At 41.5% G+C, this 20,607-nt stretch carries 23 protein-coding genes, 1 rRNA gene and 2 other annotated features; all 24 genes read right to left on the bottom strand.

All coding sequences use genetic code 11. The annotated features are described in order from the left end of the window. Positions 1–130: 130 nt before the first annotated feature. On the bottom strand, positions 131–490 hold the full coding sequence (gene rplL / locus ACQKL0_RS18580) for a 50S ribosomal protein L7/L12 (protein ID WP_402875724.1): 360 nt from the start codon (positions 488–490) through the stop codon (positions 131–133). 63 nt (positions 491–553) lie between these two features. Continuing rightward, on the bottom strand, positions 554–1,054 hold the full coding sequence (gene rplJ, locus ACQKL0_RS18575) for a 50S ribosomal protein L10 (protein WP_402875726.1): 501 nt from the start codon (positions 1,052–1,054) through the stop codon (positions 554–556). A 39-nt stretch (positions 1,055–1,093) separates the two neighbouring features. Beyond that, positions 1,094–1,244, bottom strand: a sequence feature (ribosomal protein L10 leader region). A 46-nt stretch (positions 1,245–1,290) separates the two neighbouring features. After that, positions 1,291–1,986: a 50S ribosomal protein L1 gene (gene rplA / locus ACQKL0_RS18570; RefSeq protein WP_402875727.1), complete on the bottom strand. Its 696-nt coding sequence runs from the start codon at positions 1,984–1,986 to the stop codon at positions 1,291–1,293. Between the two features lie 104 nt (positions 1,987–2,090). Continuing rightward, a complete protein-coding gene (gene rplK / locus ACQKL0_RS18565; protein WP_402875728.1) occupies positions 2,091–2,516 on the bottom strand; it encodes a 50S ribosomal protein L11 in 426 nt (141 codons plus the stop codon). 175 nt (positions 2,517–2,691) lie between these two features. Then, entirely contained in the window at positions 2,692–3,225 is a 534-nt protein-coding gene (gene nusG / locus ACQKL0_RS18560) for a transcription termination/antitermination protein NusG (RefSeq protein WP_402875730.1), read from the bottom strand. A gap of 235 nt (positions 3,226–3,460) precedes the next feature. After that, entirely contained in the window at positions 3,461–3,643 is a 183-nt protein-coding gene (gene secE / locus ACQKL0_RS18555; RefSeq protein WP_402875732.1) for a preprotein translocase subunit SecE, read from the bottom strand. 52 nt (positions 3,644–3,695) lie between these two features. Further along, entirely contained in the window at positions 3,696–3,845 is a 150-nt protein-coding gene (gene rpmG / locus ACQKL0_RS18550; RefSeq protein ID WP_402875733.1) for a 50S ribosomal protein L33, read from the bottom strand. 181 nt (positions 3,846–4,026) lie between these two features. Continuing rightward, the gene (gene sigH / locus ACQKL0_RS18545; RefSeq protein WP_402875764.1) at positions 4,027–4,659 is read right to left on the bottom strand and encodes an RNA polymerase sporulation sigma factor SigH; all 633 of its coding nucleotides are present in this window, start codon (positions 4,657–4,659) and stop codon (positions 4,027–4,029) included. An 85-nt stretch (positions 4,660–4,744) separates the two neighbouring features. Further along, positions 4,745–5,254 carry an NYN domain-containing protein gene (locus ACQKL0_RS18540; RefSeq protein ID WP_402875735.1) on the bottom strand — a complete coding sequence of 170 codons (510 nt, stop codon included), beginning with the start codon at positions 5,252–5,254 and terminating at the stop codon, positions 4,745–4,747. Positions 5,255–5,258: 4 nt separating this feature from the next. Further along, the gene (rlmB, locus tag ACQKL0_RS18535) at positions 5,259–6,002 is read right to left on the bottom strand and encodes a 23S rRNA (guanosine(2251)-2'-O)-methyltransferase RlmB (RefSeq protein ID WP_402875738.1); all 744 of its coding nucleotides are present in this window, start codon (positions 6,000–6,002) and stop codon (positions 5,259–5,261) included. Between the two features lie 3 nt (positions 6,003–6,005). Beyond that, positions 6,006–6,422 carry a Mini-ribonuclease 3 gene (locus ACQKL0_RS18530; RefSeq protein WP_427689051.1) on the bottom strand — a complete coding sequence of 139 codons (417 nt, stop codon included), beginning with the start codon at positions 6,420–6,422 and terminating at the stop codon, positions 6,006–6,008. 3 nt (positions 6,423–6,425) lie between these two features. Continuing rightward, positions 6,426–7,826 (bottom strand): cysteine--tRNA ligase, encoded by a 1,401-nt coding sequence (gene cysS, locus ACQKL0_RS18525; RefSeq protein WP_427689049.1) that lies wholly within the window; start codon positions 7,824–7,826, stop codon positions 6,426–6,428. A 2-nt stretch (positions 7,827–7,828) separates the two neighbouring features. Continuing rightward, positions 7,829–8,479, bottom strand: coding sequence for a serine O-acetyltransferase (gene cysE, locus ACQKL0_RS18520; protein WP_402875743.1), 651 nt, complete (start codon positions 8,477–8,479; stop codon positions 7,829–7,831). Positions 8,480–8,556: 77 nt separating this feature from the next. Further along, positions 8,557–8,801 (bottom strand) — a binding site (T-box leader). A gap of 48 nt (positions 8,802–8,849) precedes the next feature. Then, complete coding sequence (gene gltX / locus ACQKL0_RS18515) at positions 8,850–10,301, bottom strand: glutamate--tRNA ligase (protein WP_402875745.1); 1,452 nt, start codon at positions 10,299–10,301, stop codon at positions 8,850–8,852. A gap of 88 nt (positions 10,302–10,389) precedes the next feature. Next, positions 10,390–10,869 (bottom strand): 2-C-methyl-D-erythritol 2,4-cyclodiphosphate synthase, encoded by a 480-nt coding sequence (ispF, locus tag ACQKL0_RS18510; protein ID WP_402875747.1) that lies wholly within the window; start codon positions 10,867–10,869, stop codon positions 10,390–10,392. A gap of 17 nt (positions 10,870–10,886) precedes the next feature. Continuing rightward, on the bottom strand, positions 10,887–11,573 hold the full coding sequence (ispD, locus tag ACQKL0_RS18505) for a 2-C-methyl-D-erythritol 4-phosphate cytidylyltransferase (RefSeq protein ID WP_427689047.1): 687 nt from the start codon (positions 11,571–11,573) through the stop codon (positions 10,887–10,889). A 21-nt stretch (positions 11,574–11,594) separates the two neighbouring features. Then, positions 11,595–12,692: a PIN/TRAM domain-containing protein gene (locus ACQKL0_RS18500; RefSeq protein WP_402875750.1), complete on the bottom strand. Its 1,098-nt coding sequence runs from the start codon at positions 12,690–12,692 to the stop codon at positions 11,595–11,597. A 230-nt stretch (positions 12,693–12,922) separates the two neighbouring features. Continuing rightward, positions 12,923–13,996 carry a DNA integrity scanning diadenylate cyclase DisA gene (disA, locus tag ACQKL0_RS18495; RefSeq protein ID WP_402875752.1) on the bottom strand — a complete coding sequence of 358 codons (1,074 nt, stop codon included), beginning with the start codon at positions 13,994–13,996 and terminating at the stop codon, positions 12,923–12,925. Between the two features lie 2 nt (positions 13,997–13,998). Further along, a complete protein-coding gene (radA, locus tag ACQKL0_RS18490) occupies positions 13,999–15,387 on the bottom strand; it encodes a DNA repair protein RadA (protein ID WP_403125376.1) in 1,389 nt (462 codons plus the stop codon). Positions 15,388–15,597: 210 nt separating this feature from the next. Further along, a complete protein-coding gene (gene clpC / locus ACQKL0_RS18485; protein ID WP_402875756.1) occupies positions 15,598–18,039 on the bottom strand; it encodes an ATP-dependent protease ATP-binding subunit ClpC in 2,442 nt (813 codons plus the stop codon). Positions 18,040–18,147: 108 nt separating this feature from the next. Then, positions 18,148–19,224 carry a protein arginine kinase gene (locus ACQKL0_RS18480; RefSeq protein WP_402875757.1) on the bottom strand — a complete coding sequence of 359 codons (1,077 nt, stop codon included), beginning with the start codon at positions 19,222–19,224 and terminating at the stop codon, positions 18,148–18,150. Continuing rightward, positions 19,221–19,772, bottom strand: a complete 552-nt coding sequence (locus ACQKL0_RS18475; RefSeq protein ID WP_427689044.1) for a UvrB/UvrC motif-containing protein — start codon at positions 19,770–19,772, stop codon at positions 19,221–19,223. Before ACQKL0_RS18475 ends, ACQKL0_RS18480 begins: the two co-directional genes overlap by 4 nt. A gap of 21 nt (positions 19,773–19,793) precedes the next feature. Next, positions 19,794–20,255, bottom strand: coding sequence for a CtsR family transcriptional regulator (locus tag ACQKL0_RS18470; protein WP_402875761.1), 462 nt, complete (start codon positions 20,253–20,255; stop codon positions 19,794–19,796). A 262-nt stretch (positions 20,256–20,517) separates the two neighbouring features. Then, positions 20,518–20,607 (bottom strand): 5S ribosomal RNA (gene rrf, locus ACQKL0_RS18465); the annotation flags it as partial.

Genomic DNA, 20,607 nt, shown 5'->3' with positions numbered 1-20,607 from the left:
AAGAGATATGAAGAATGGATACTTACCTGTCATAAAGTTTGTACATCTTTACTAAATCGTCTACCATTTTTCTTTAAAAATGAAGAGAAAAAAGCTCGCCAGTGATAGCGAGCTTTTTGTTTATGCAAGATTACTTAACTTCAACGCCAGCTCCAACTTCTTCAAGTTTAGCTTTAAGTTCTTCAGCTTCCTCTTTAGAAACGCCTTCTTTGATTGCTTTTGGAGTGTTATCAACAACTTCTTTCGCTTCTTTAAGTCCAAGACCAGTTGCTTCACGAACAGCTTTGATAACTTTGATTTTTGAATCTCCAGCAGATGTAAGAACTACATCAAACTCAGTTTTTTCTTCAGCAGCAGCGCCACCAGCAGCAGCTACAGCTACAGGTGCAGCAGCAGTTACGCCAAATTCTTCTTCGATTGCTTTTACAAGGTCGTTTAATTCTAAAACAGTCATGTTTTTAACTGCTTCAATGATTTGATCTTTAGTCATTGTTATTTCCTCCTCGAAATGGTTGGTTTTTTTTTGAATCAATAGGCAAGATAAGCGGTTAGCTTACGCGCCTTGTTCTTCTTTTTGTTCTGCAACTGCTTTTGTAGCAAGAGCAAGACCGCGCATAGGTGCTTGTAGCACACTTAGCAACATTGAAAGTAGGCCTTCGCGTGAAGGTAGTTCTGCAAGAGCTTTAATGTCTTCAGCAGATGCTACGTTTCCTTCGATAACTCCAGCTTTGATTTCTAACGCTTCATGTTTTTTCGCAAAATCGTTAAGGATTTTAGCTGGCGCAATAACATCTTCATTTGAGAATGCAATTGCGTTTGGTCCTGTTAAAGATTCGTTTAAAGAGCTAAGTTCAGCACTTTCAGCAGCACGACGAGTTAAAGAGTTTTTGTAAACCTTGAACTCAACGCCAGCATCACGAAGTTGCTTACGAAGTTCTGTTAATTCAGCAACAGTCAATCCACGGTAGTCAACAACAACTGTGGATTTGCTAGCTGTTAATTTACCAGTAATCTCAGCAACGATAGTTTGCTTTTGTTCAATAATTGCGTTCATCCTTACACCTCCTGTAGATTTGCTTGAAAACATTTATACCGTTTCAAAGAAAAAGCCTTCATCTCTAATACAGACATGAAGGCAGTAATTTCAAAGGTCATAGTCAACGACTATTTTTATCGAATTACCTCGGCAGGGAATTAAGCTCTTGTGGAGCACCTACTGTCTTCGGTACAAATGATATTCATTTATCACAACAAAACATATTATAACAACAATAGTTTTGGAATGTCAAATTATTTATTGAAAGAAGAAGAATCAACTTTCACACCAGGGCCCATTGTAGTCGTTACAGAAATATTCTTCATGTAAGTTCCTTTAGCAGCCGCAGGTTTAACTTTCATTAATGTATCAAAGATAGTAGTGAAGTTTTCCACTAGTTTAGCATCTTCGAAAGATACTTTACCGATTGGAGCATGGACGTTACCAGCTTTATCTACGCGGTATTCAACTTTACCTGCTTTGATCTCATTAACAGCTTTCGTTACATCAAATGTAACTGTGCCAGTTTTAGGGTTTGGCATTAAGCCTTTAGGTCCTAATACGCGACCAAGTTTACCAACTTCACCCATCATGTCAGGAGTCGCAACGATTACGTCGAATTCGAACCATCCTTGTTGGATTTTGTTGATGTAGTCAGATTCGCCAACGAAGTCAGCACCAGCAGCTTCAGCTTCTTTTGCTTTTTCGCCTTTTGCGAATACTAATACGCGTTGAGTTTTACCAGTTCCGTTCGGAAGCACAACTGCTCCACGAATTTGTTGGTCAGCTTTCTTAGGGTCTACACCCAAACGGAAAGCAACTTCAACAGTCGCATCGAATTTTGTGAAGTTTGCTTTTTTAACAACTTCAATCGCTTCAGTTACAGCGTATGCTTTTGAAACTTCAACAAGCTTAGCTGCTTCAAGATACTTTTTACCTTTTTTAGCCATGATATAAATCCTCCTAAATTGTGGTTTTAACGGAATTACCTCCCACGAATAAAGGTTGCGAGTATCAATCGCAACCCCGTAGAAACAAATAACAATTACATGGATTAGTCTTCGATGACAATACCCATGCTGCGAGCAGTACCTTCAACCATACGCATTGCAGCTTCAACGTTTGCAGCGTTTAGGTCAGGCATTTTAGTTTCAGCAATCTCGCGCACTTGATCACGCTTGACTGTAGCAACTTTTTTACGGTTAGGTTCACCAGAACCAGACTCGATACCTGCTGCTTTCTTAAGTAGTACTGCAGCGGGTGGAGTTTTTGTAATGAATGTAAATGAACGGTCTTCAAATACCGTGATTTCAACAGGAATAATTAGACCAGCTTGGTCTGCTGTACGAGCGTTGAACTCCTTACAGAATCCCATGATGTTTACACCAGCTTGACCTAATGCAGGACCAACCGGCGGTGCAGGATTCGCTTTACCAGCAGGAATTTGCAATTTAACCATTTTAATTACTTTTTTAGCCACGAGACACACCTCCTTATAAGTCCGTGATGTGGTAATAGGGATATACCCTCCCACTCATCTTGAATTCTTTATATGTTAATAAAGAATACTTGTATCGTTGAGGCCTAAAAATTTGAAACATACTGACCTTTGAAATTTTACCACTTCCAAAAGGCTTTTTCAAGTTTTTTTCCGTTTATAATTTTTCCACTTGATTAAAGTCTAGTTCTACCGGCGTATCGCGGCCGAACATATTAACAAGAACTCGGACTTTTCCTTTATCTGTATCAAGTTCTTCGATAGGCCCAGCAAATGTTGCAAATGGTCCTTCTTTCACTTGAACAGTGTCGCCGACTTCAAAGTCGATGTCAAATTTACTTTCGTCAACACCCATGCGTTTAAGGACAACTTCTATTTCTTCATCAAGCAGTGCTGTCGGTTTAGATCCCGCTCCTGATGAACCTACGAAACCTGTTACACCAGGTGTATTGCGGACTACATACCAAGAATCATCGGTCATGATAATTTCTACCAGTACATATCCTGGGAAAACCTTTTTCTTCGTTACTTTCGTTTTGCCATCTTTGACTTCGGTTTCTTCTTCCTCAGGAACTACTACGCGGAAGATTCTATCTTCCATCCCCATTGTTTCAACACGCTTCTCCAGATTGGCCTTTACCTTGTTTTCATAACCTGAATAGGTGTGAACTACATACCAATTCTTTTCCATGTTTTAGGACTGTGACGTCCTTCCCTCCCTGCAATCAATCATTTTCTTTATGAAACTTTATTTTCTAACGATCTAGCCAAAATTAACATCCTGCACTATCCCGACTTGTCTAAAGAATAACAGCAATGCTAGAGTTTGAACTTTTTCTTAAAAAAGACAAATTAAAAAACCCGTTTCCGGGCTTTTCTGCTGACACATATTATTCTATCACTATTATACCTTATTTTCGAATCTCTTATTCAATAACTAAGCGAATTAATTCGGAAATGCCCATATCGACCACTAAAAAGAATAAAGCCATAAACAACACAGTCGTCACTACAACGATTGTATATTTGGTTAATTCTTTACGTTTTGGCCAGCTTACTTTACGCATTTCACGAGTGACTCCGCTGAAAAATTCGGTTAAGCGTTTCATGAATGTATCCTCCAAGCATTAGACTGCTTCTGTCAATCTATTTATAAAACGGTTATTTTGTTTCCCTATGATTCGTATGTGAATTACAGGTGCTGCAAAATTTCTTTAATTCTAGTCGTTCAGCGTTGTTTGACTTATTGCTTTCATAATTATAATTTCTTGAACCACAATCGGTGCAAGCTAGTGTGATTTTCTTTTGCAATTGATACACCTATCCTATCTACTATTTCCATAAAACCTTATCACGGCTGGCTTTTATTGTCAATAACAAGGTGAGGCCACCTAAGTCCATGTCAACTCTATCAGCCTATGTCTACCATAAGTGAATGCATCATCCAAGTGGAGTTAGTGTCAGATGAAATAAAGCGGAAAAGGCGGAGGGACTATAAACTGATCTCCCTTACTTCCAGATAACGCTCGAGCTTTCTTTTCACCCTCTGGAGGGCATTATCGATCGACTTCACATGACGATTCAACTCTTCTGAGATTTCCTGATAGGTTTGCCCATCTAAATAAAGGGCTAATACCTTTCTTTCCAAATCGCTCAGCAGCTCGGCCATTTTCAATTCGATATCGTCAAACTCTTCTTTATTGATAATCAGTTCTTCTGGGTCTAATACCTTCGTACCCGATATAATATCCATGAGAGTACGGTCGGACTCCTCATCATAAATGGGCTTGTCCAGGGAAACATAGGAATTGAGCGGAATATGCTTTTGACGTGTTGCTGTTTTAATAGCGGTAATGATCTGTCTCGTAATACATAATTCGGCAAATGCTTTAAAAGAAGAAAGCTTATCGCCTTTAAAATCACGGACAGCCTTATACAAACCAATCATGCCTTCTTGAACGATGTCTTCCTTATCTGCACCTATTAAAAAATATGTCCTTGCCTTCGCTCTTACAAAATTACGATACTTTTGAATCAGATAATCCAGTGCTTCACTGTCTCCAGTGTGTACTAACTCAATTAATTCTTCATCATCGAACTGCAGATACTTTTCGTTCAGTTTCATACCGAAATTGAGACCCAAATTATATCCCCCTGACCTGACTCAGATAGAAATATTATACAGCAGGTAAAAAATACCCGTCAATGGTTCAAATTTTCCCCCGACGCCATTTTTCGAATATTTCCGCTACTTCTTCACTTAAAGGAATTTTAGCCGTAGGTTTTACCGCCGCTGTTTTTTGGACATCTTTTTTTATTTCTCCCTGAATTTCCTCCATATCCATTAGCAGTTCACGGGCAGATTTCCTTAGGGCCCCTTGGCCAAAGATGACCCATTGCTCCGTAAAGTCTGAAGTAGCCACTTGAATCTGCGTCTTGATATTATTCAGTTCAATCGCCATCTTTTCTATTCTCTCATCGGCTGTTTCATTTTCTTTCGTGAAAATTACGTCGACTTTATGATTCTTGAAAATACGGGCTATTCCCTGGACATATTGGGCATCGAATACGACAATGACCCGGGACCCAGTAAACGCCTGATATTCCGCCATCATTTCTATCAGTCTGTCTCTTGCTGCAGCAAGGTCTCTTTCTTTCAATTCTCTCAGTTCCGGCCAGGCTCCAATAATGTTGTAACCGTCCACTAACAGAATATTCATCTCATTATTGCCCTAGAGGGTTTCTTTTTCTGTAGACCTCATACATCAATAAACCTGCTGCCACCGATGCATTTAATGATGTTACTTTCCCGGCCATAGGAAGACGAATTAGAAAATCACATTTTTCTTTCATTAACCGTGCCATTCCCTTGCCTTCACTTCCAATAACAAGGCCAATAGGCATATTCCCGTCCATGTTCCGGTAATCATCGCTACCTTTCGCATCGGTACCCACAATCCAGACACCGCGTTCTTTTAACTCTTCGACTGCTCTTGCCAAATTCGTGACCCGTGCAACCGGAATATACTCAATGGCCCCTGTCGATGCTTTCGCAACCGTTGCCGTTAAACCAACTGCTCTACGCTTTGGAATGATGATTCCGTGAGCTCCGACCGCATCCGCTGTTCTCATGATTGACCCTAGATTATGTGGATCTTCTACTTCATCCAGAATCATGAAGAAGGGAGCCTCATCCCGTTCAGCCGCTTTGGCAAATAAATCGTCCAACTCTACATAATCGTAAGCTGCGACTTGCGCTACGACTCCTTGATGGATACCTTCTACCATTTGGTCTATTTTTTTCTTAGGTACGATTTGTACGAATACCTTTTTTTCTTTTGCAAGTCCGATTAGCGGAAGCATGGACCCTTTCTGTGAGCCCTCTGATATCCAAATTTTATTAATATCCCGTTCGGAGCGAAGTGCTTCCAAGACGGGGTTTCTTCCAATGATAAATTCTTCACTCATGGGTTATTTCCCCTTTTCTTCTTCAATGAATTGAATTGATTTTTCAACAAGGTCTTCCATTCTTTCTATTCGGCCGGATAAATACAGAAAGCCCATAAGCGCCTCAAAGGCAGTGCTATACCGATACGTTTGCACATCTGTATTCTTCGGAACCGACCCGGACTTCGCATTACGACCTCTACGGACGACAGCGGTCTCTTCTTCTGATAACCAACCTGACTCTAGAAAAAAGTGAATGATTTTGCTCTGCGCTTTAGCCGATACAAAAGATGTCGCTTTTTTATGAAGCAGATTAGGCTTAACTACCCCGTTTTGAATAAGGTGATGCCGTATGTAGGTTTCGTATACGGCATCTCCCATATAGGCTAGAGCAAGACTATTTAACATTTTTTCGTCTACCTTATTATCATATTGAAGCATCTGTTACCCTCTTTTCCATCTTGTACCTTGAGGGGTATCCTCTAATATAATGTTCATGTTCTTTAGACGATCACGAATCTCATCAGACAACCCAAAGTTACGGTCTTTCCTAGCTTGAATCCTTTGTTGAATTAAACTCTCGATTTCCTCGTCCAATAATCCCTCTTCCTCTTCAAGGGAAAAGCCCAGGACGGAGAGTAGATTTTGGAATTTACCAAGAAAAGCTTTAATGACTTCCTGGTTAGTATTCTTCTCCATCAAGTAATAATTCGCTTGCTTAGACAGTTCAAAAAGAATGGATATCGCGTTCGCCGTATTGAAATCATCGTCCATTTCCTTAATGAATTGTTCGTGTAGTTCATCGATTTTCTGCAACCATACATCATTATTTTCTGTTAACCCATCGCTTACTTGAAGGCGATGTTTCAGGTTTTGATAGGATGTTTTCAAGCGATCGAGAGCAGCCGTTACATTTTCAAGCACTTCTTCACTATAATTGATTGGATGACGATAATGTACGGATAACATGAAGAAACGCAATACTTGTGGGTCATACTTCTGTATGATGTCATGAACAAGAATAAAATTGCCTAATGACTTCGACATTTTTTCATTATCAATATTGATGTATCCATTGTGCATCCAATAATTCGCAAAGGATTTTCCCGTTAACGCCTCGGATTGTGCAATTTCATTTTCATGATGGGGAAAAGCTAAATCCTGACCGCCTGCATGGATATCAATCGTATCACCAAGGTACTTCTTAACCATCGCTGAGCATTCTATATGCCAGCCGGGGCGCCCCATCCCCCATGGGCTTTCCCAAGAAATTTCGCCAGCCTTCGCCGCTTTCCAGAGGGCAAAGTCAAGCGCATCCTGCTTCTTCTCGCCGACTTCAATACGAGCTCCGACCCGCAGTTCATCAATGGACTGATGAGACAACTTCCCATACCCATCGAATTTACGAGTGCGAAAATACACATCCCCTTCAGATTCATACGCATAACCTTTTTCAATCAACGTCGAAATGAATTCAATGATTGTATCCATGTTTTCCATTACGGTTGGATGTTCATCCGCTTTTTTGCAACCTAGAGCAGAAACATCTTCAAAATACGCTTGAATAAAACGCTCTGAGATGGTTGGGACATCCTCCCCTAGTTCTTTGGCAGCTCGAATTAGCTTATCATCAACATCCGTGAAATTCGAAACGAAATGCACATCGTATCCTCTATACTCCAAGTATCTTCTCACGGTATCGAATACGATTGCTGGCCTAGCATTCCCAATATGAATGTAGTTATAGACTGTAGGCCCGCATACATACATTTTCACTTTTCCTTCTTCCATCGGTACGAAGGTTTCCTTCTGTCTAGTCGCTGTGTTATATATTTTTATTGCCATTTTTATAAACTCCTTTCTTCCTGCTTCCATTTTGCTAACTCTGTTTTCAAAGCATGAATTTCCCTATCCATTTCCTTTAGACGGTCAGCAATTGGATCAGGAAGATCTGAATGATTAAAATCTTTCTTGATTTTTATGCCATCTTGAATGACGACTTTCCCAGGAATGCCGACAACGGTTGAATTAGCGGGCACTTCCTTTAAAACGACCGAGCCTGCACCAATTTTGGAATTTTCACCGACGGTAATCGAGCCAAGCACTTTGGCTCCCGTGGCAATCAATACGTTATCTTTTATCGTAGGATGACGTTTGCCTTTTTCCTTTCCCGTCCCTCCAAGTGTCACTCCTTGAAAGACAGAGACATTGTCACCAATCTCGCATGTCTCGCCAATGACAATCCCCATCCCATGATCGATGAAGAAACGACGACCTATTGTAGCCCCGGGGTGAATCTCAACCCCGGTAAAAAACCGACTGATTTGTGATACACTTCTGGCCAGGAAAAAGAACTTTTTCTTGTATAGTACATGAGCCATCCGATGACTCCATATTGCATGCAACCCTGCATACGTTAAAATAACTTCTAAATAGCTACGCGCTGCAGGATCCTGTTCAAAAACCACTTCAATATCCTCTTTAAACATCTTTAACATGATGATTCCCCCCTATGCTATATCCTTTTAGTCATCCCTTATTTTAAAGCATATAAAAAAGCGCCTCTGTCCAAATAGACAGAGACGCTTTGAAGCGCGGTTCCACTCTGTTTGGAATGAATAGCAGGACCAAAGGCCAACTTGTTCCATTCCCAACTTTTATCCTGTAACGGAGGACATTCCGCCTATGCCTACTAGAGGTTAGTTCAGCAAAGGACTCAAGGGTGCATTTCGGAAAACGAGAGGCTTGAACCATTTTCAGCAGGTTATGGTTCTCTCTAATAAGCTTCGTTTACTTACTTCTCCCTATCTACGCGTTCTTTTGTAAGATTATTAATTACTATATTACATTTTTGTCTAATTGTTAATATTAAATACTTAGAATGCGTTGTTTAATTTTTTCTTTGCCCAGTAGGGAAATCGCTTTTGGTAGGTCAGGACCATGAGTTTGACCAGTCACCGCCGCACGGATTGGCATGAATAACTTTTTACCCTTATGTCCTGTGCTTTTTTGTACCGCTTTGATCGATTTCTTGATTTCGTCAGCTTTAAATTCCTCAAGCCCTTCTATTTCTTTAAGGAAGGCTTCCATGACTTCAGGTACTTGTTCCTCCGCTAGGACTTCTTTCGCTTCAGGCTCATATTCAAGATCATCTTTGAAGAATAGTTCGGAAAGTTCAACGATTTCCGCCCCATAACTCATCTGTTCTTGATAAAGAGAAACTAGACCACGCACCCACTCTTCTTCTTCCGGAGAACGTGTTTCAGAAATCTTGCCGGCCTTCACTAGGTGAGGGATGGACAATTGCACTGCACGTTCCTCATCCAATTGCTTCACATACTGATTATTCATCCAAGTGAGTTTTTGCTTATCGAATAGGGCCGGTGATTTAGATAGACGGTCCGCTTCGAAAAGTTTAATGAACTCTTCCTTAGGGAAGATCTCTTCCTCGCCGCCTGGTGACCATCCAAGTAAAGCAATGAAGTTGAATAAAGCTTCAGGCAAGTAACCCAACTCTTCATATTGTTCGATGAATTGGATAATTGATTCATCACGCTTACTTAATTTTTTCCGGCTTTCATTGACGATCAACGTCATGTGTCCGAACACAGGAGGCTCCCACCCGAATGCTTCATAAATCATTAATTGCTTAGGTGTATTAGAAATATGGTCATCACCGCGAAGTACATGCGAAATCTTCATTAGGTGGTCATCGACCGCTACCGCAAAGTTATACGTCGGGATTCCATCTTTTTTGATAATGACAAAATCGCCAAAGCCATCCGTCTCAAATGAAACATCATCCTTAACCATATCTTTGAAAGTAAGGACTCTGCCCGAAGGAACGGCGAATCGAATACTCGGTTTTCTGCCTTCAGCCTCTAGTTTTGCTTGATCTTCCGCTGTTAAATGACGACACTTACCGGAATACTTGGGTGTTTCGTTCCTTTCAACCTGTCCTTCACGTTCTGCTTCAAGCTCTTCTTCCGTACAATAGCATTTATAAGCCAACCCTTTGTCAAGAAGCTCTTGGTACAACCCTTGATAAATGTCGTTCCGCTCTGATTGACGATACGGTGCGAACTCCCCGCCAATATCAACGCCTTCATCCCAATCCATTCCAAGCCATTTTAAATACTTCAGTTGGCTTTCTTCGCCGCCCTCTATATTTCTTTTTTTGTCAGTATCTTCAATGCGGATAATGAATTTTCCACCATTATGACGTGCATACAGATAATTAAATAAAGCAGTCCTCGCATTTCCTATATGTAAATGTCCAGTCGGACTTGGTGCATAGCGAACTCGAATATCGCTGTTCATGATATATATAGACCTCCCAGTCTCTCTTTTCTTCGTTCTATTTTACCATTTAACCTCAAGGGAATAAAGGTTTCCACCTAAACGACAATCAGTTAGTTTTAACCAACAAGACAACAGCCTGTGCTGCGATTCCCTCGCTTCTGCCCGTGAATCCAAGTTTCTCGGTCGTAGTCGCCTTCACATTGATTTGATCCACTGAAGCATCTAAAAGCTCTGCTATCCTTACACGCATTTCTTCAATATACGGCGCCATTTTAGGGCTTTGGGCAATAATTGTACAGTCTGCATTACCCAACTCATAACCTTCTTTTTTGACGATTGCCCAAATATACTGCAATAACTTAGCGGAATCAGCATCCTTAAATTCCGGATCGGTATCCGGAAAATGCTTGCCGATATCACCTGCACCAATTGCACCCAAACAAGCATCTGCAACCGTATGTAGCAATACATCAGCATCTGAATGCCCAAGTAACCCTTTCTCATGCGGGATTGTTATCCCTCCAATTATTAAAGGCCTACCTTCAACTAGCTGATGTACGTCATATCCCTGGCCAATTCGAAACATCTCATTCTCCCCTATCTTCACTTTTCAAGTTGTTGTTTATGTAAAATCGCGTCCGCAAAATATAAATCTTCCTGAGTCGTAATCTTAATATTATCATAATTGCCTTCAATAATGACTACCTGTTCATCGATCCGTTCTAGCAAGCTTGAATCATCCGTACCTAAATACGACTCCGCTTCCGCTTTTTCATGGGCGTTAATTAATATGGATGCACGAAAAGCTTGTGGTGTCTGTACCGCCCACAAGCTTGATCGTTCCACTGTTTCCGTGACTGACCTGTCATTTGCTTTTTTAATCGTATCCTTTACGGGGACTGCAATGATGGCTCCACCATGGAGACTGGCTGCGGACGTTAATTCACTAATTTGCTCTTGGTCGATAAAAGGACGTGCCCCGTCATGGACTAGAATTATCTCTTCCCTCACATACTTCAATGCATTATGGACGCTCTGTTGACGTTCCTTACCACCTTCAACGAGTTTCTTGACCTTCTTAAATCCGAAGGAAGCCACCATTTCCTTGAAGTAATCCTCTTCTGTTGGGTTTATCGAAAGGAAAATACCCCGGCAGTTTGGATCCTCTTCAAAGACACGAAGGGTGTAGACAATGATCGGGGTACCCGATAGTTCAATAAAAAGCTTGTTCTTGCCGGCCTTCATTCTCTTTCCTTGTCCGGCTGCAGGTATCACTACTTCATAAAACATAACGGTTTCTCCTACTCTTCTTTATAATGCTTTTTCTAATAGTTTAGGTTTAGCAAAGATCATCCGACCCGCTGATGTTTGAAGAACGCTTGTCACAAGGACATCAATACGTTTTCCAATATAATCGCGTCCGCCTTCGACAACGATCATCGTCCCATCATCCAAATAGGCAACACCTTGATTTTGCTCTTTCCCATCCTTAATCACCTGTACATTCATTTCTTCCCCGGGTAGTACGACGGGTTTTACGGCGTTCGCTAAGTCATTTATATTGAGGACCGCTACATTTTGGAACTCGCATACTTTATTTAAATTGAAATCATTAGTGACCACCATGCCACCTGAAATCTTGGCAAGCTTCACTAATTTACTATCGACTTCCTGGATGTCTTCGAAATCCCCTTCGTACATCTCCACTTTAATCGGAAGGTCTCTTTGAATCCTATTCAGGATATCCAAGCCCCTTCGACCCCGGTTTCTTTTCAAGGCATCAGAGGAATCCGCAATGTGTTGAAGCTCATTTAATACAAACTGAGGTATCACAATGGTTCCTTCGAGGAAGCCGGTCTGACAAATATCCGCAATTCTCCCATCAATGATAACGCTTGTATCGAGGATCTTCAACCGTTTGCTGTAGCCTTCCTCATCCTCTTCGGCCATTTCCCCGTCAGAGGCTTTTTTCTTATTGTTTTTGGAGAAAAGATTCAGCAGTTCATCACGCTTTTTAAAACCGACCTGAAATCCAAGGTATCCAAATAAAAGCGTAAGAATAATAGGCACGACTGTATTTAAAATGGGGACTCGAATCGCACTGAAGGCTGACCCTACTAAAAACGCCGCAAGCAGGCCAACTAAAAGGCCCACACTTCCAAAAATTATATCGGTAATTGGAAACTTAACCAGTTGTTCTTCTGACCACTTCATAAAATAGACCACATGATCTACTGCCCAAAAAGTAATAAGATAAAAGATAATAGCACCCAACAGTACACTAACATAAGGATTGTTTAATAAAGCAATATCATCTGCATGGACAACACTTAATAATTCAGGAATAAGTAGCATACCAAGTGTCCCACCAATTATTAAGAAACATGCCTGTATAATGCGTTTTAACATTCCCTTTCACCTCCCTCTTCTCATTATTGACCAATCCAAAAAAAATGAAACCATTGAAAATTCGTTTTCACTATATATCAAGAAATTCCCTGAAGGACTCCTGTGATGTATCCATATTGTCCCTTCTCTTTATCGTAATTTTAGCCTAGCATCCTGGGTTTTGGGTGTCAAAAATAAACACTATTCAATTTCAAGCTAAAATAGGAAAATTTAGAAAGTGGTGGATCGCTTTACATCCTTCGATTAGTGACAAGTTGATTTTTTAATATCCGAAGACCCTCTCTAATTTTATTCGCACGAACTTCCCCAATTCCTTCCACTTCATCAAGTTGCTCAACCGTCGCCTTATTGATTTCTTTAAAGCAATCAAATTGTTTCACTAGATTATCGATGATCAGACCTGGTAATCGGGGGATTTTATGAAGGATTCGGTACCCCCTGGCATGGACAGGGGCATCTACATGAATATGACCCTGGTACCCCAGTATCTTCAGCAGGATGCTCTCATCTAGCTTTTCCTGCATGGCAAGTTCCTGAAGGCGAAGAATGGTTTCCTCCGGATTATCTTCCTTATTGGACGAGTAATCTTTGATAAGCCATTTTCCTTCTGTTTCGATATCTGCTAATATCTCATTCATCTGCAGGCGAATCAGCCTACCTTCTGTACCCAGTTCATTGAGGTATGTCAGTAACTCCGCTTTGATTCGAAGAACCATCACGTACCGGTGGAACACTTGCAAAAGATCCTCGTACGTTACTATTTCCTCGAATTCGAGGGCTCCCAATACCGAAATGCTCTGCTGTAGCACGACCTTATACTTTTCCAGGGTCTGGATGGCCAGATTGGCTTTCGCGAGGATGACTCCTATATCTTTAAGGGCATATCGAAAATTCCCCTGGTATAGGGTGATAACAGTCCTCCGCTGAGAAATGGCAATCACTAATGATTTCGTCTCCCTCGCTACCCTTTCCGCTGTTCGATGCCTCATGCCGGTCTCTGTAGATGGCGCACTATTATCCGGGACCAATTGTGCATTGGCAAAAATGATTTTGTCGGCCTTCTCGTTCAAAATGATGGCTCCATCCATTTTTGCCAACTCATATAATGTACTTGGGGTACAGGCACAGTTAATTTGGAAACCACCATCCACAATCGCTCGTACCTTTTCGTTGTACCCCACAACAATCAATCCACCCGTATTCGCCCTTAATACATTTTCAATTCCTTCTCGAAGAGGTGTGCCTGGGGCCACAATTTGCAAAATCTCCAACTTTGTTTTCTCATACCCTTTTTTCTCTGTCATCCTTAACCCCCTAGCGTATGGTGAAGCGCCTCAGAAACTGATGAAACCCCAATGATTTTGATGCCTTTTGGAGCAGTCCAGCCACCTATATTATTGGCTGGGATGATGACCCGTTCAAATCCGAGCTTCGCTGCCTCCTGAACTCGTTGTTCAATCCGGGAGACCCTTCTAACTTCCCCCGTCAACCCCACTTCACCAATAATGCAATCAGCTGGATTCGTGGACTTGTCACGGAAACTTGATGCAATACTAATGGCAACTGCCAGATCTATGGCTGGTTCATCCAATTTAACGCCCCCCGCGACTTTTAGGTACGCATCTTGGTTTTGCAGGAGCAAACCGACTCTCTTTTCTAAAACTGCCATTAAAAGTGAAACTCGGTTATGGTCAATTCCAGTGGCCATTCTCCTTGGGTTTCCGAAACTAGTCGGTGATATCAGGGCTTGTATTTCGACAAGTACTGGTCTTGTCCCCTCCATCGAGGCGACAACGGTCGATCCTGAAGCACCTTGGGAACGCTCCTCAAGGAAGATTTCCGATGGATTCGCCACTTCTTCCAAACCATGTTCCTTCATCTCAAAAATGCCCATTTCATTTGTCGAACCGAATCGATTCTTGACTGCACGGATTATCCGATATGTATGGTGTCTTTCTCCCTCAAAATATAAAACGGTATCCACCATATGTTCAAGCAGACGAGGTCCGGCAATCGCCCCTTCTTTTGTAACATGTCCCACGATAAAAATGGCAATTCCATTGGTCTTGGCAATGCGCATTAAAGAAGATGTACATTCCCTCACTTGGGAAACGCTTCCCGGGGCTGAAGTCACTTCCGAATGGTACACGGTTTGAATGGAATCAATGATGACCAGGTCTGGCTTTACCTCTTGGATGGCCTGCTGGATATAGTCCATATCGGTCTCGGCATACACCAATAAGTTCTCCGACATCGCTCCTAACCGATCCGCTCTTAACTTCGTTTGTTTGATGGATTCTTCCCCAGAAATATATAATACTTTCTTCTGTTTATGAGCTAATTGTGCAGACACTTGCAAAAGGAGTGTTGATTTGCCTATCCCCGGGTCTCCGCCGATCAATACAAGTGATCCTTGGACAATACCACCGCCAAGTGCACGATTCAATTCTGCCAAATCCGTCGTAATGCGTGGTTCTTTGTCCGACTGAATGGTTGTGATGGGTGTCGCCTTCTCACGCTCTGCAGATCCCCTCACTTCTGAATGGGTAAATGCTCCCTTTCGAGCTGGCTTAACAATCTCCGTCTCTTCAACCATCTTGTTCCATTCCCCGCATCCAGGGCATTTTCCCATCCATTTTGCTGACTCATACCCACAAGATTGACACATGAATTTCGTTTTCTTTTTTGCTGCCATAGTAACTCCTCTTTCTCATAATACTCATGTAAAAGATATTATATATTGGTTTTATTTAATCCTTCTTATTTAAAGTTATTAAGAAATTTATTTTTACTCTCTATTCGATTCATCTTATAGAGTAGTTCCTCTAGGTACAATTTCGTCATGAATAAAAACAGAGGTACACTGCTGAGAAATCTGAGTGTACCTCGAAGTTAAAGAATGACTTTATTCACTTATGTTGACGGGATCGCCATTTCTGATCGCAAATTTATTGTCCACGACATCCATCACGACCGTTTGCCCTTTTTGCACATTTCCTTTGAGCAGTTCTTCAGATAGGTAATCTTCGACATGTTTTTGTAGTGCCCTGCGAATTGGACGTGCCCCATATTCCGGATCGTATCCTTCAGATGCTACTTTTTCTCTAGCTGCATCTGTAAGCTCTAAGAAAATTTCCTGTTCCTTCAAACGGGAGATGAGCTGATTGGACATCAACGTAACGATTTGTTTCAAATGATCCTTTTCTAATGAATGGAAGACGATCGTCTCATCAATACGATTCAGGAATTCTGGACGGAAGGCACGTTTTAATTCTTCCATCACTTTCCCTTTCATATTTTTGTAGTCTTGACCAGTGTCCTGAATATTGAAGCCTACATACTTATCAGTCTTCAATGCAGAAGCTCCGACATTCGATGTCATAATCAGAATCGTGTTCCTGAAATCCACAGTACGGCCTTTTGAATCCGTCAATCTTCCGTCTTCAAGGACCTGTAGAAGAATGTTGAATACATCTGGATGTGCCTTTTCAATTTCATCAAGTAGAACGACGGAGTATGGCTTTCTACGTACTTTTTCAGTCAGTTGTCCGCCCTCCTCATATCCCACATAGCCTGGAGGAGAACCAACTAGGCGTGAAGTTGAATGTTTCTCCATATATTCCGACATGTCGATACGGATCATGGCATCTTCATCACCGAACATGGATTCAGCCAATGCACGACCAAGTTCCGTTTTACCGACTCCTGTTGGCCCTAGGAAGATGAATGAGCCGATTGGACGTTTAGGATCCTTCAGCCCCGCTCTTGCACGTCGTACTGCTTTGGAAACGGCTATAACAGCCTCTTCCTGACCAATTACACGATCATGGAGAATAGATTCCATATTTAGAAGTTTATCTGACTCCGTTTGTGCCAATTTAGTAACCGGGACTCCAGTCCAGCTGGATACGACATGTGCGATGTCTTCCACCGTCACTTCACTATTTTCTTGCCCTTGTTTCTCTTTCCACGTTTTCTTTGTTTCTTCCAATTGTTCTCTTAAGCGTTGCTCCGTATCACGAAGCGATGCAGCTTTTTCAAACTCCTGGCTTTGAACGGAAGCGTCCTTTTCTTTCCGGACTTCATCTAATTTCACTTCAAGTTCTTTTAAGTTTGGAGGTGTAGTATATGAACGCAACCGGACTTTCGAACCTGCTTCATCAATTAAATCGATTGCTTTATCCGGAAGGAAACGGTCGGAAATATATCGATCAGATAACTTAACAGCCGCATCGATAGCCTCATCAGTGATTGATACACGGTGATGGGCTTCATACCGGTCACGTAACCCTTTAAGAATTTGAATGGACTCTTCTGTTGTTGGTTCATCCACTTGGATGGGTTGGAAGCGGCGTTCGAGTGCAGCATCCTTTTCGATATATTTACGGTACTCATCCAATGTGGTTGCACCGATACATTGCAGTTCACCACGGGCCAATGATGGCTTAAGGATATTAGATGCATCGATGGCACCTTCCGCCCCACCAGCACCAATCAATGTATGCAATTCATCAATAAACAAGATGATATTTCCTGCTTGACGGATTTCGTCCATCACTTTCTTTAATCGATCCTCGAATTCACCACGGTATTTCGTCCCCGCTACGACCGTCCCCATATCAAGTGTCATGACACGTTTATCACGTAGGATTTCAGGAACCTCATTATTGATGATTTGCTGTGCTAGGCCTTCAGCAATAGCAGTTTTACCCACCCCTGGCTCACCAATTAATACAGGGTTATTCTTTGTGCGTCTGCTCAACACTTCGATGACACGCTGAATTTCCTTGCCTCTACCAATGACAGGGTCCAAGCTGTCTTCACGAGCGATGGCCGTTAAATCACGAGCAAGACTATCAAGGGTTGGAGTGCTTGCATTAGAGGCGGTTGAACCTTGATGTCCACCTGACTCATTGCTACCTAATAGTTGTAATACTTGCTGTCTTGCTTTATTTAAACTGACGCCAAGGTTATTTAACACACGGGCTGCTACACCTTCTCCTTCTCGAATAAGTCCAAGGAGTACATGTTCTGTGCCTACATATGAATGACCTAATTTCCTTGCTTCATCCATGGATAGTTCAATGACTTTCTTCGCTCTTGGCGTATAATGAATCGTTTGGGCTTTGTCCTGGCCACGGCCGATTAAGTTTTCCACTTCTTTCTGGATCTTTTCCGCACCTAATCCGAGAGCGTATAATGCTTTGGCTGCAATACCGTCTCCCTCGCGAACTAAACCTAAAAGGATGTGCTCCGTACCAATATTATTATGACCTAACCGGATAGCTTCTTCTTGGGCTAATGCTAATACTTTCTGGGCTCTTTCAGTAAAACGACCAAACATCATAGGGAATTCCTCCTTTAGAATTTTCGTTTTGAATAAAGCTTTTGACTCTGCATAAAATCTTGCAGATGCTTCGCTTTAACATGTATAGCAGATGATCGATTGACTTTTCTATGAGAAGGAGGATTCTGTGAAATCCAAGTGTTCTCGTATAAGAGCTGCTCGACGGATATCCCTTTCATGTGTCCTTAAAGGTCCACCTGCGTATTTTTGTAAAAAGCCTGGCTGAGTCAGAATCATTAACTCATTTAGGATGCTTTTTGAAATGTTTTTTATATATCCTATATCTATCCCTAACCTAACATCGGAGATACAGGTAGCTGCTTCCTTGGTCCCAATGATTCGGGCATTTGATAATATACCATAGGATCGGAAAACCCTATCCTCTAATTGTATGTGAGAGGTCTTCACTAATGCATCTCTGGCTGACCTTTCCTGGGCAATGATCTGCTGAACTACACTCGTTAGATCCTCCACGATATCCTTCTCGGATTTTCCGAGAGTGATCTGGTTGGAGATTTGAAAGATGTTTCCTAGAGCTTGACTGCCCTCTCCATAAATCCCGCGAACCACCAGTCCCAATTGATTAATGGCCGGTATAATATGATTCATTTGCTGAGTTAGTACAAGACCCGGGAGATGCATCATGACTGAGGCCCTCAATCCTGTTCCCACATTAGTCGGACAGCTAGTTAAGTATCCTCTTTCTTCATCATATGCATAGTCTATGGATTCTTCAATCCAATCGTCAAGAACATTTGCGAGTCTTAAGGTTTCCTTAAGTTGCAATCCTGACATCAAGCACTGGATTCGGAGATGGTCCTCTTCGTTAACCATGATGCTTATTTCTTCATTCTCGGAAAGAAGGCATGCCCCTTTTGCCGATTCTTCCACTAAATGTGGGCTGATCAAATGTTTTTCAACAAGCACTCTCTTTTCCAGTGACTGCATTTGATCAATTTCCAGAAGTTCCAGCTTGCCAATCTCTTGGGTAACTTCCTCTTCAATTCTTTTCTTCACTAATTCAATGATTTCTTTTGCCTCTTCATTGGAAAAGGCGGTAGGAAAGGTAAAGTCTTTAAAATTTCTGGCTAAACGAATTCGTGAACTTAATACAATATCCATTTCTGGACCTTCATGATTCATCCAGGAACTCAAAGCGTTCTCCATAAATTTCTCCAAACTCATGATTCATCGCCCCCCTCCTGTGCCTCATACCTTTTTTCAAGGGAACGAACCTTATCTCTTACTTCGGCCGCCTTCTCGAACTCTTCCTGTTCGATGTGTACCTTTAAATTCTCTTTTAAGTCAGAAATTTGTTTTCGAAGGTAAATACCGCCACCAATTCTTTTTGGGATTTTCCCAATGTGTGCAGTATTTCCGCTATGAACCCTCTTTAGAATCGGATTTAACTGATCATTGAACGTTTTATAACACTCGGCACATCCAAACTTTCCAATATGGACGAATTCCTTATATGAACGATGACAATGAGGACAGCGTTTTTCTTCTGTCATAGGAAATGAATTAGCCTTTGTCTGTTGAATATTCGACTCGATATTTAACAATCCTGCTAACAAATTATTTATTGAAAATCCATGCCCACCCGCATCCATGAACATCTCACCTTTTTCCTGAGCACATTTCTCACAAATCATGACTTCAGCCTTTTTTCCATTAATGATTTTGGTAAAGTGAAGAGTCGCAGGTCTTTGATGGCATTCTTGACAAATCATTCATTCATCACCTCTGCCAGTTTATTTATATTTTAAAGTTGTAAGCATGGCTGATAAAATTCGCGCCCTTAATTCATCACGATCAGGTAGGTCTATATAGATGACGGATCTATCAATGACACTCATCATGATTTTAGCTTCCCTTTCATTAATGACTTCCTCGCTCATCAGCCGAGCGATGACCCCTTCCGCCATAGATTGAGGCACTCTGGAACCAATAAGGGATAATAACTGGTTGATGAGTTGCACGTAATCCTGCGATTTCACCTTCATAATCCGAATATACCCGCCACCGCCACGCTTACTCTCAACAACATAGCCTCTTTCGATTGTAAACCTGGTATTAATTACGTAATTGATTTGAGAAGGAACACACTGAAATTTATCTGCTATTTCACTTCTTTTAATTTCTAGGATATCTTTCTGACTTATTTCTAGCACTTGCTTCAAATAAGTTTCGATAATATCAGATATGTTTCTCACTCAACCTCCTCCAATCTGACTTTGACTATATTTGACTATTATTATACAAGGAAAAATGCATATTGCAAATTAAAACGCACTAACTTCTTTTTGCATTACCTATTTTCTCCAAATTATATGTAGTTACATACCTATTGCACACGGTAAAATTAAAATATCTTTATAATTACCCCTAATGGATATATTCAAAACCACCCTTAATCCTTTAATCGTACTTTTAGAACGCAAAAAAAGCCCAGCCTAATGGCTGACCTTTAAAATGGCTTGGCGGCGTCCTACTCTCACAGGGGGAAACCCCCAACTACCATCGGCGCTGAAGAGCTTAACTGCCGTGTTCGGAATGGGAACGGGT

The sequence above is a fragment of the Peribacillus sp. NPDC097264 genome, from assembly GCF_050277925.1.
Taxonomy (GTDB): Bacteria; Bacillota; Bacilli; order Bacillales; family DSM-1321; genus Peribacillus.
The sequence above is the reverse complement of the archived record's forward strand: the minus strand, read 5'-3'. Positions and strand labels throughout refer to the sequence as shown.

Bases quoted from the DNA above. Each gene is read 5' to 3' on its own strand.
- rplL (WP_402875724.1), bottom strand. From the start codon at position 490: ATGACTAAAGATCAAATCATTGAAGCAGTTAAAAACATGACTGTTTTA.
- ispD (WP_427689047.1), bottom strand. From the start codon at position 11,573: ATGTTTTATGAAGTAGTGATACCTGCAGCCGGACAAGGAAAGAGAATG.
- gltX (WP_402875745.1), bottom strand. From the start codon at position 10,301: ATGAACAGCGATATTCGAGTTCGCTATGCACCAAGTCCGACTGGACAT.
- rplA (WP_402875727.1), bottom strand. From the start codon at position 1,986: ATGGCTAAAAAAGGTAAAAAGTATCTTGAAGCAGCTAAGCTTGTTGAA.
- clpC (WP_402875756.1), bottom strand. From the start codon at position 18,039: ATGATGTTTGGTCGTTTTACTGAAAGAGCCCAGAAAGTATTAGCATTA.
- secE (WP_402875732.1), bottom strand. From the start codon at position 3,643: ATGAAACGCTTAACCGAATTTTTCAGCGGAGTCACTCGTGAAATGCGT.
- ACQKL0_RS18540 (WP_402875735.1), bottom strand. From the start codon at position 5,254: ATGAATATTCTGTTAGTGGACGGTTACAACATTATTGGAGCCTGGCCG.
- sigH (WP_402875764.1), bottom strand. From the start codon at position 4,659: ATGAAACTGAACGAAAAGTATCTGCAGTTCGATGATGAAGAATTAATT.
- radA (WP_403125376.1), bottom strand. From the start codon at position 15,387: ATGGCAGCAAAAAAGAAAACGAAATTCATGTGTCAATCTTGTGGGTAT.
- nusG (WP_402875730.1), bottom strand. From the start codon at position 3,225: ATGGAAAAGAATTGGTATGTAGTTCACACCTATTCAGGTTATGAAAAC.
- ACQKL0_RS18475 (WP_427689044.1), bottom strand. From the start codon at position 19,772: ATGATTTGTCAAGAATGCCATCAAAGACCTGCGACTCTTCACTTTACC.
- ispF (WP_402875747.1), bottom strand. From the start codon at position 10,869: ATGTTTCGAATTGGCCAGGGATATGACGTACATCAGCTAGTTGAAGGT.
- cysS (WP_427689049.1), bottom strand. From the start codon at position 7,826: ATGGCAATAAAAATATATAACACAGCGACTAGACAGAAGGAAACCTTC.
- cysE (WP_402875743.1), bottom strand. From the start codon at position 8,479: ATGTTAAAGATGTTTAAAGAGGATATTGAAGTGGTTTTTGAACAGGAT.
- rlmB (WP_402875738.1), bottom strand. From the start codon at position 6,002: ATGAGTGAAGAATTTATCATTGGAAGAAACCCCGTCTTGGAAGCACTT.
- ACQKL0_RS18530 (WP_427689051.1), bottom strand. From the start codon at position 6,422: ATGCTTCAATATGATAATAAGGTAGACGAAAAAATGTTAAATAGTCTT.
- disA (WP_402875752.1), bottom strand. From the start codon at position 13,996: ATGACAGAGAAAAAAGGGTATGAGAAAACAAAGTTGGAGATTTTGCAA.
- ACQKL0_RS18500 (WP_402875750.1), bottom strand. From the start codon at position 12,692: ATGTTAAAACGCATTATACAGGCATGTTTCTTAATAATTGGTGGGACA.
- rplJ (WP_402875726.1), bottom strand. From the start codon at position 1,054: ATGAACGCAATTATTGAACAAAAGCAAACTATCGTTGCTGAGATTACT.
- ACQKL0_RS18480 (WP_402875757.1), bottom strand. From the start codon at position 19,224: ATGAGTTTGGAGAAATTTATGGAGAACGCTTTGAGTTCCTGGATGAAT.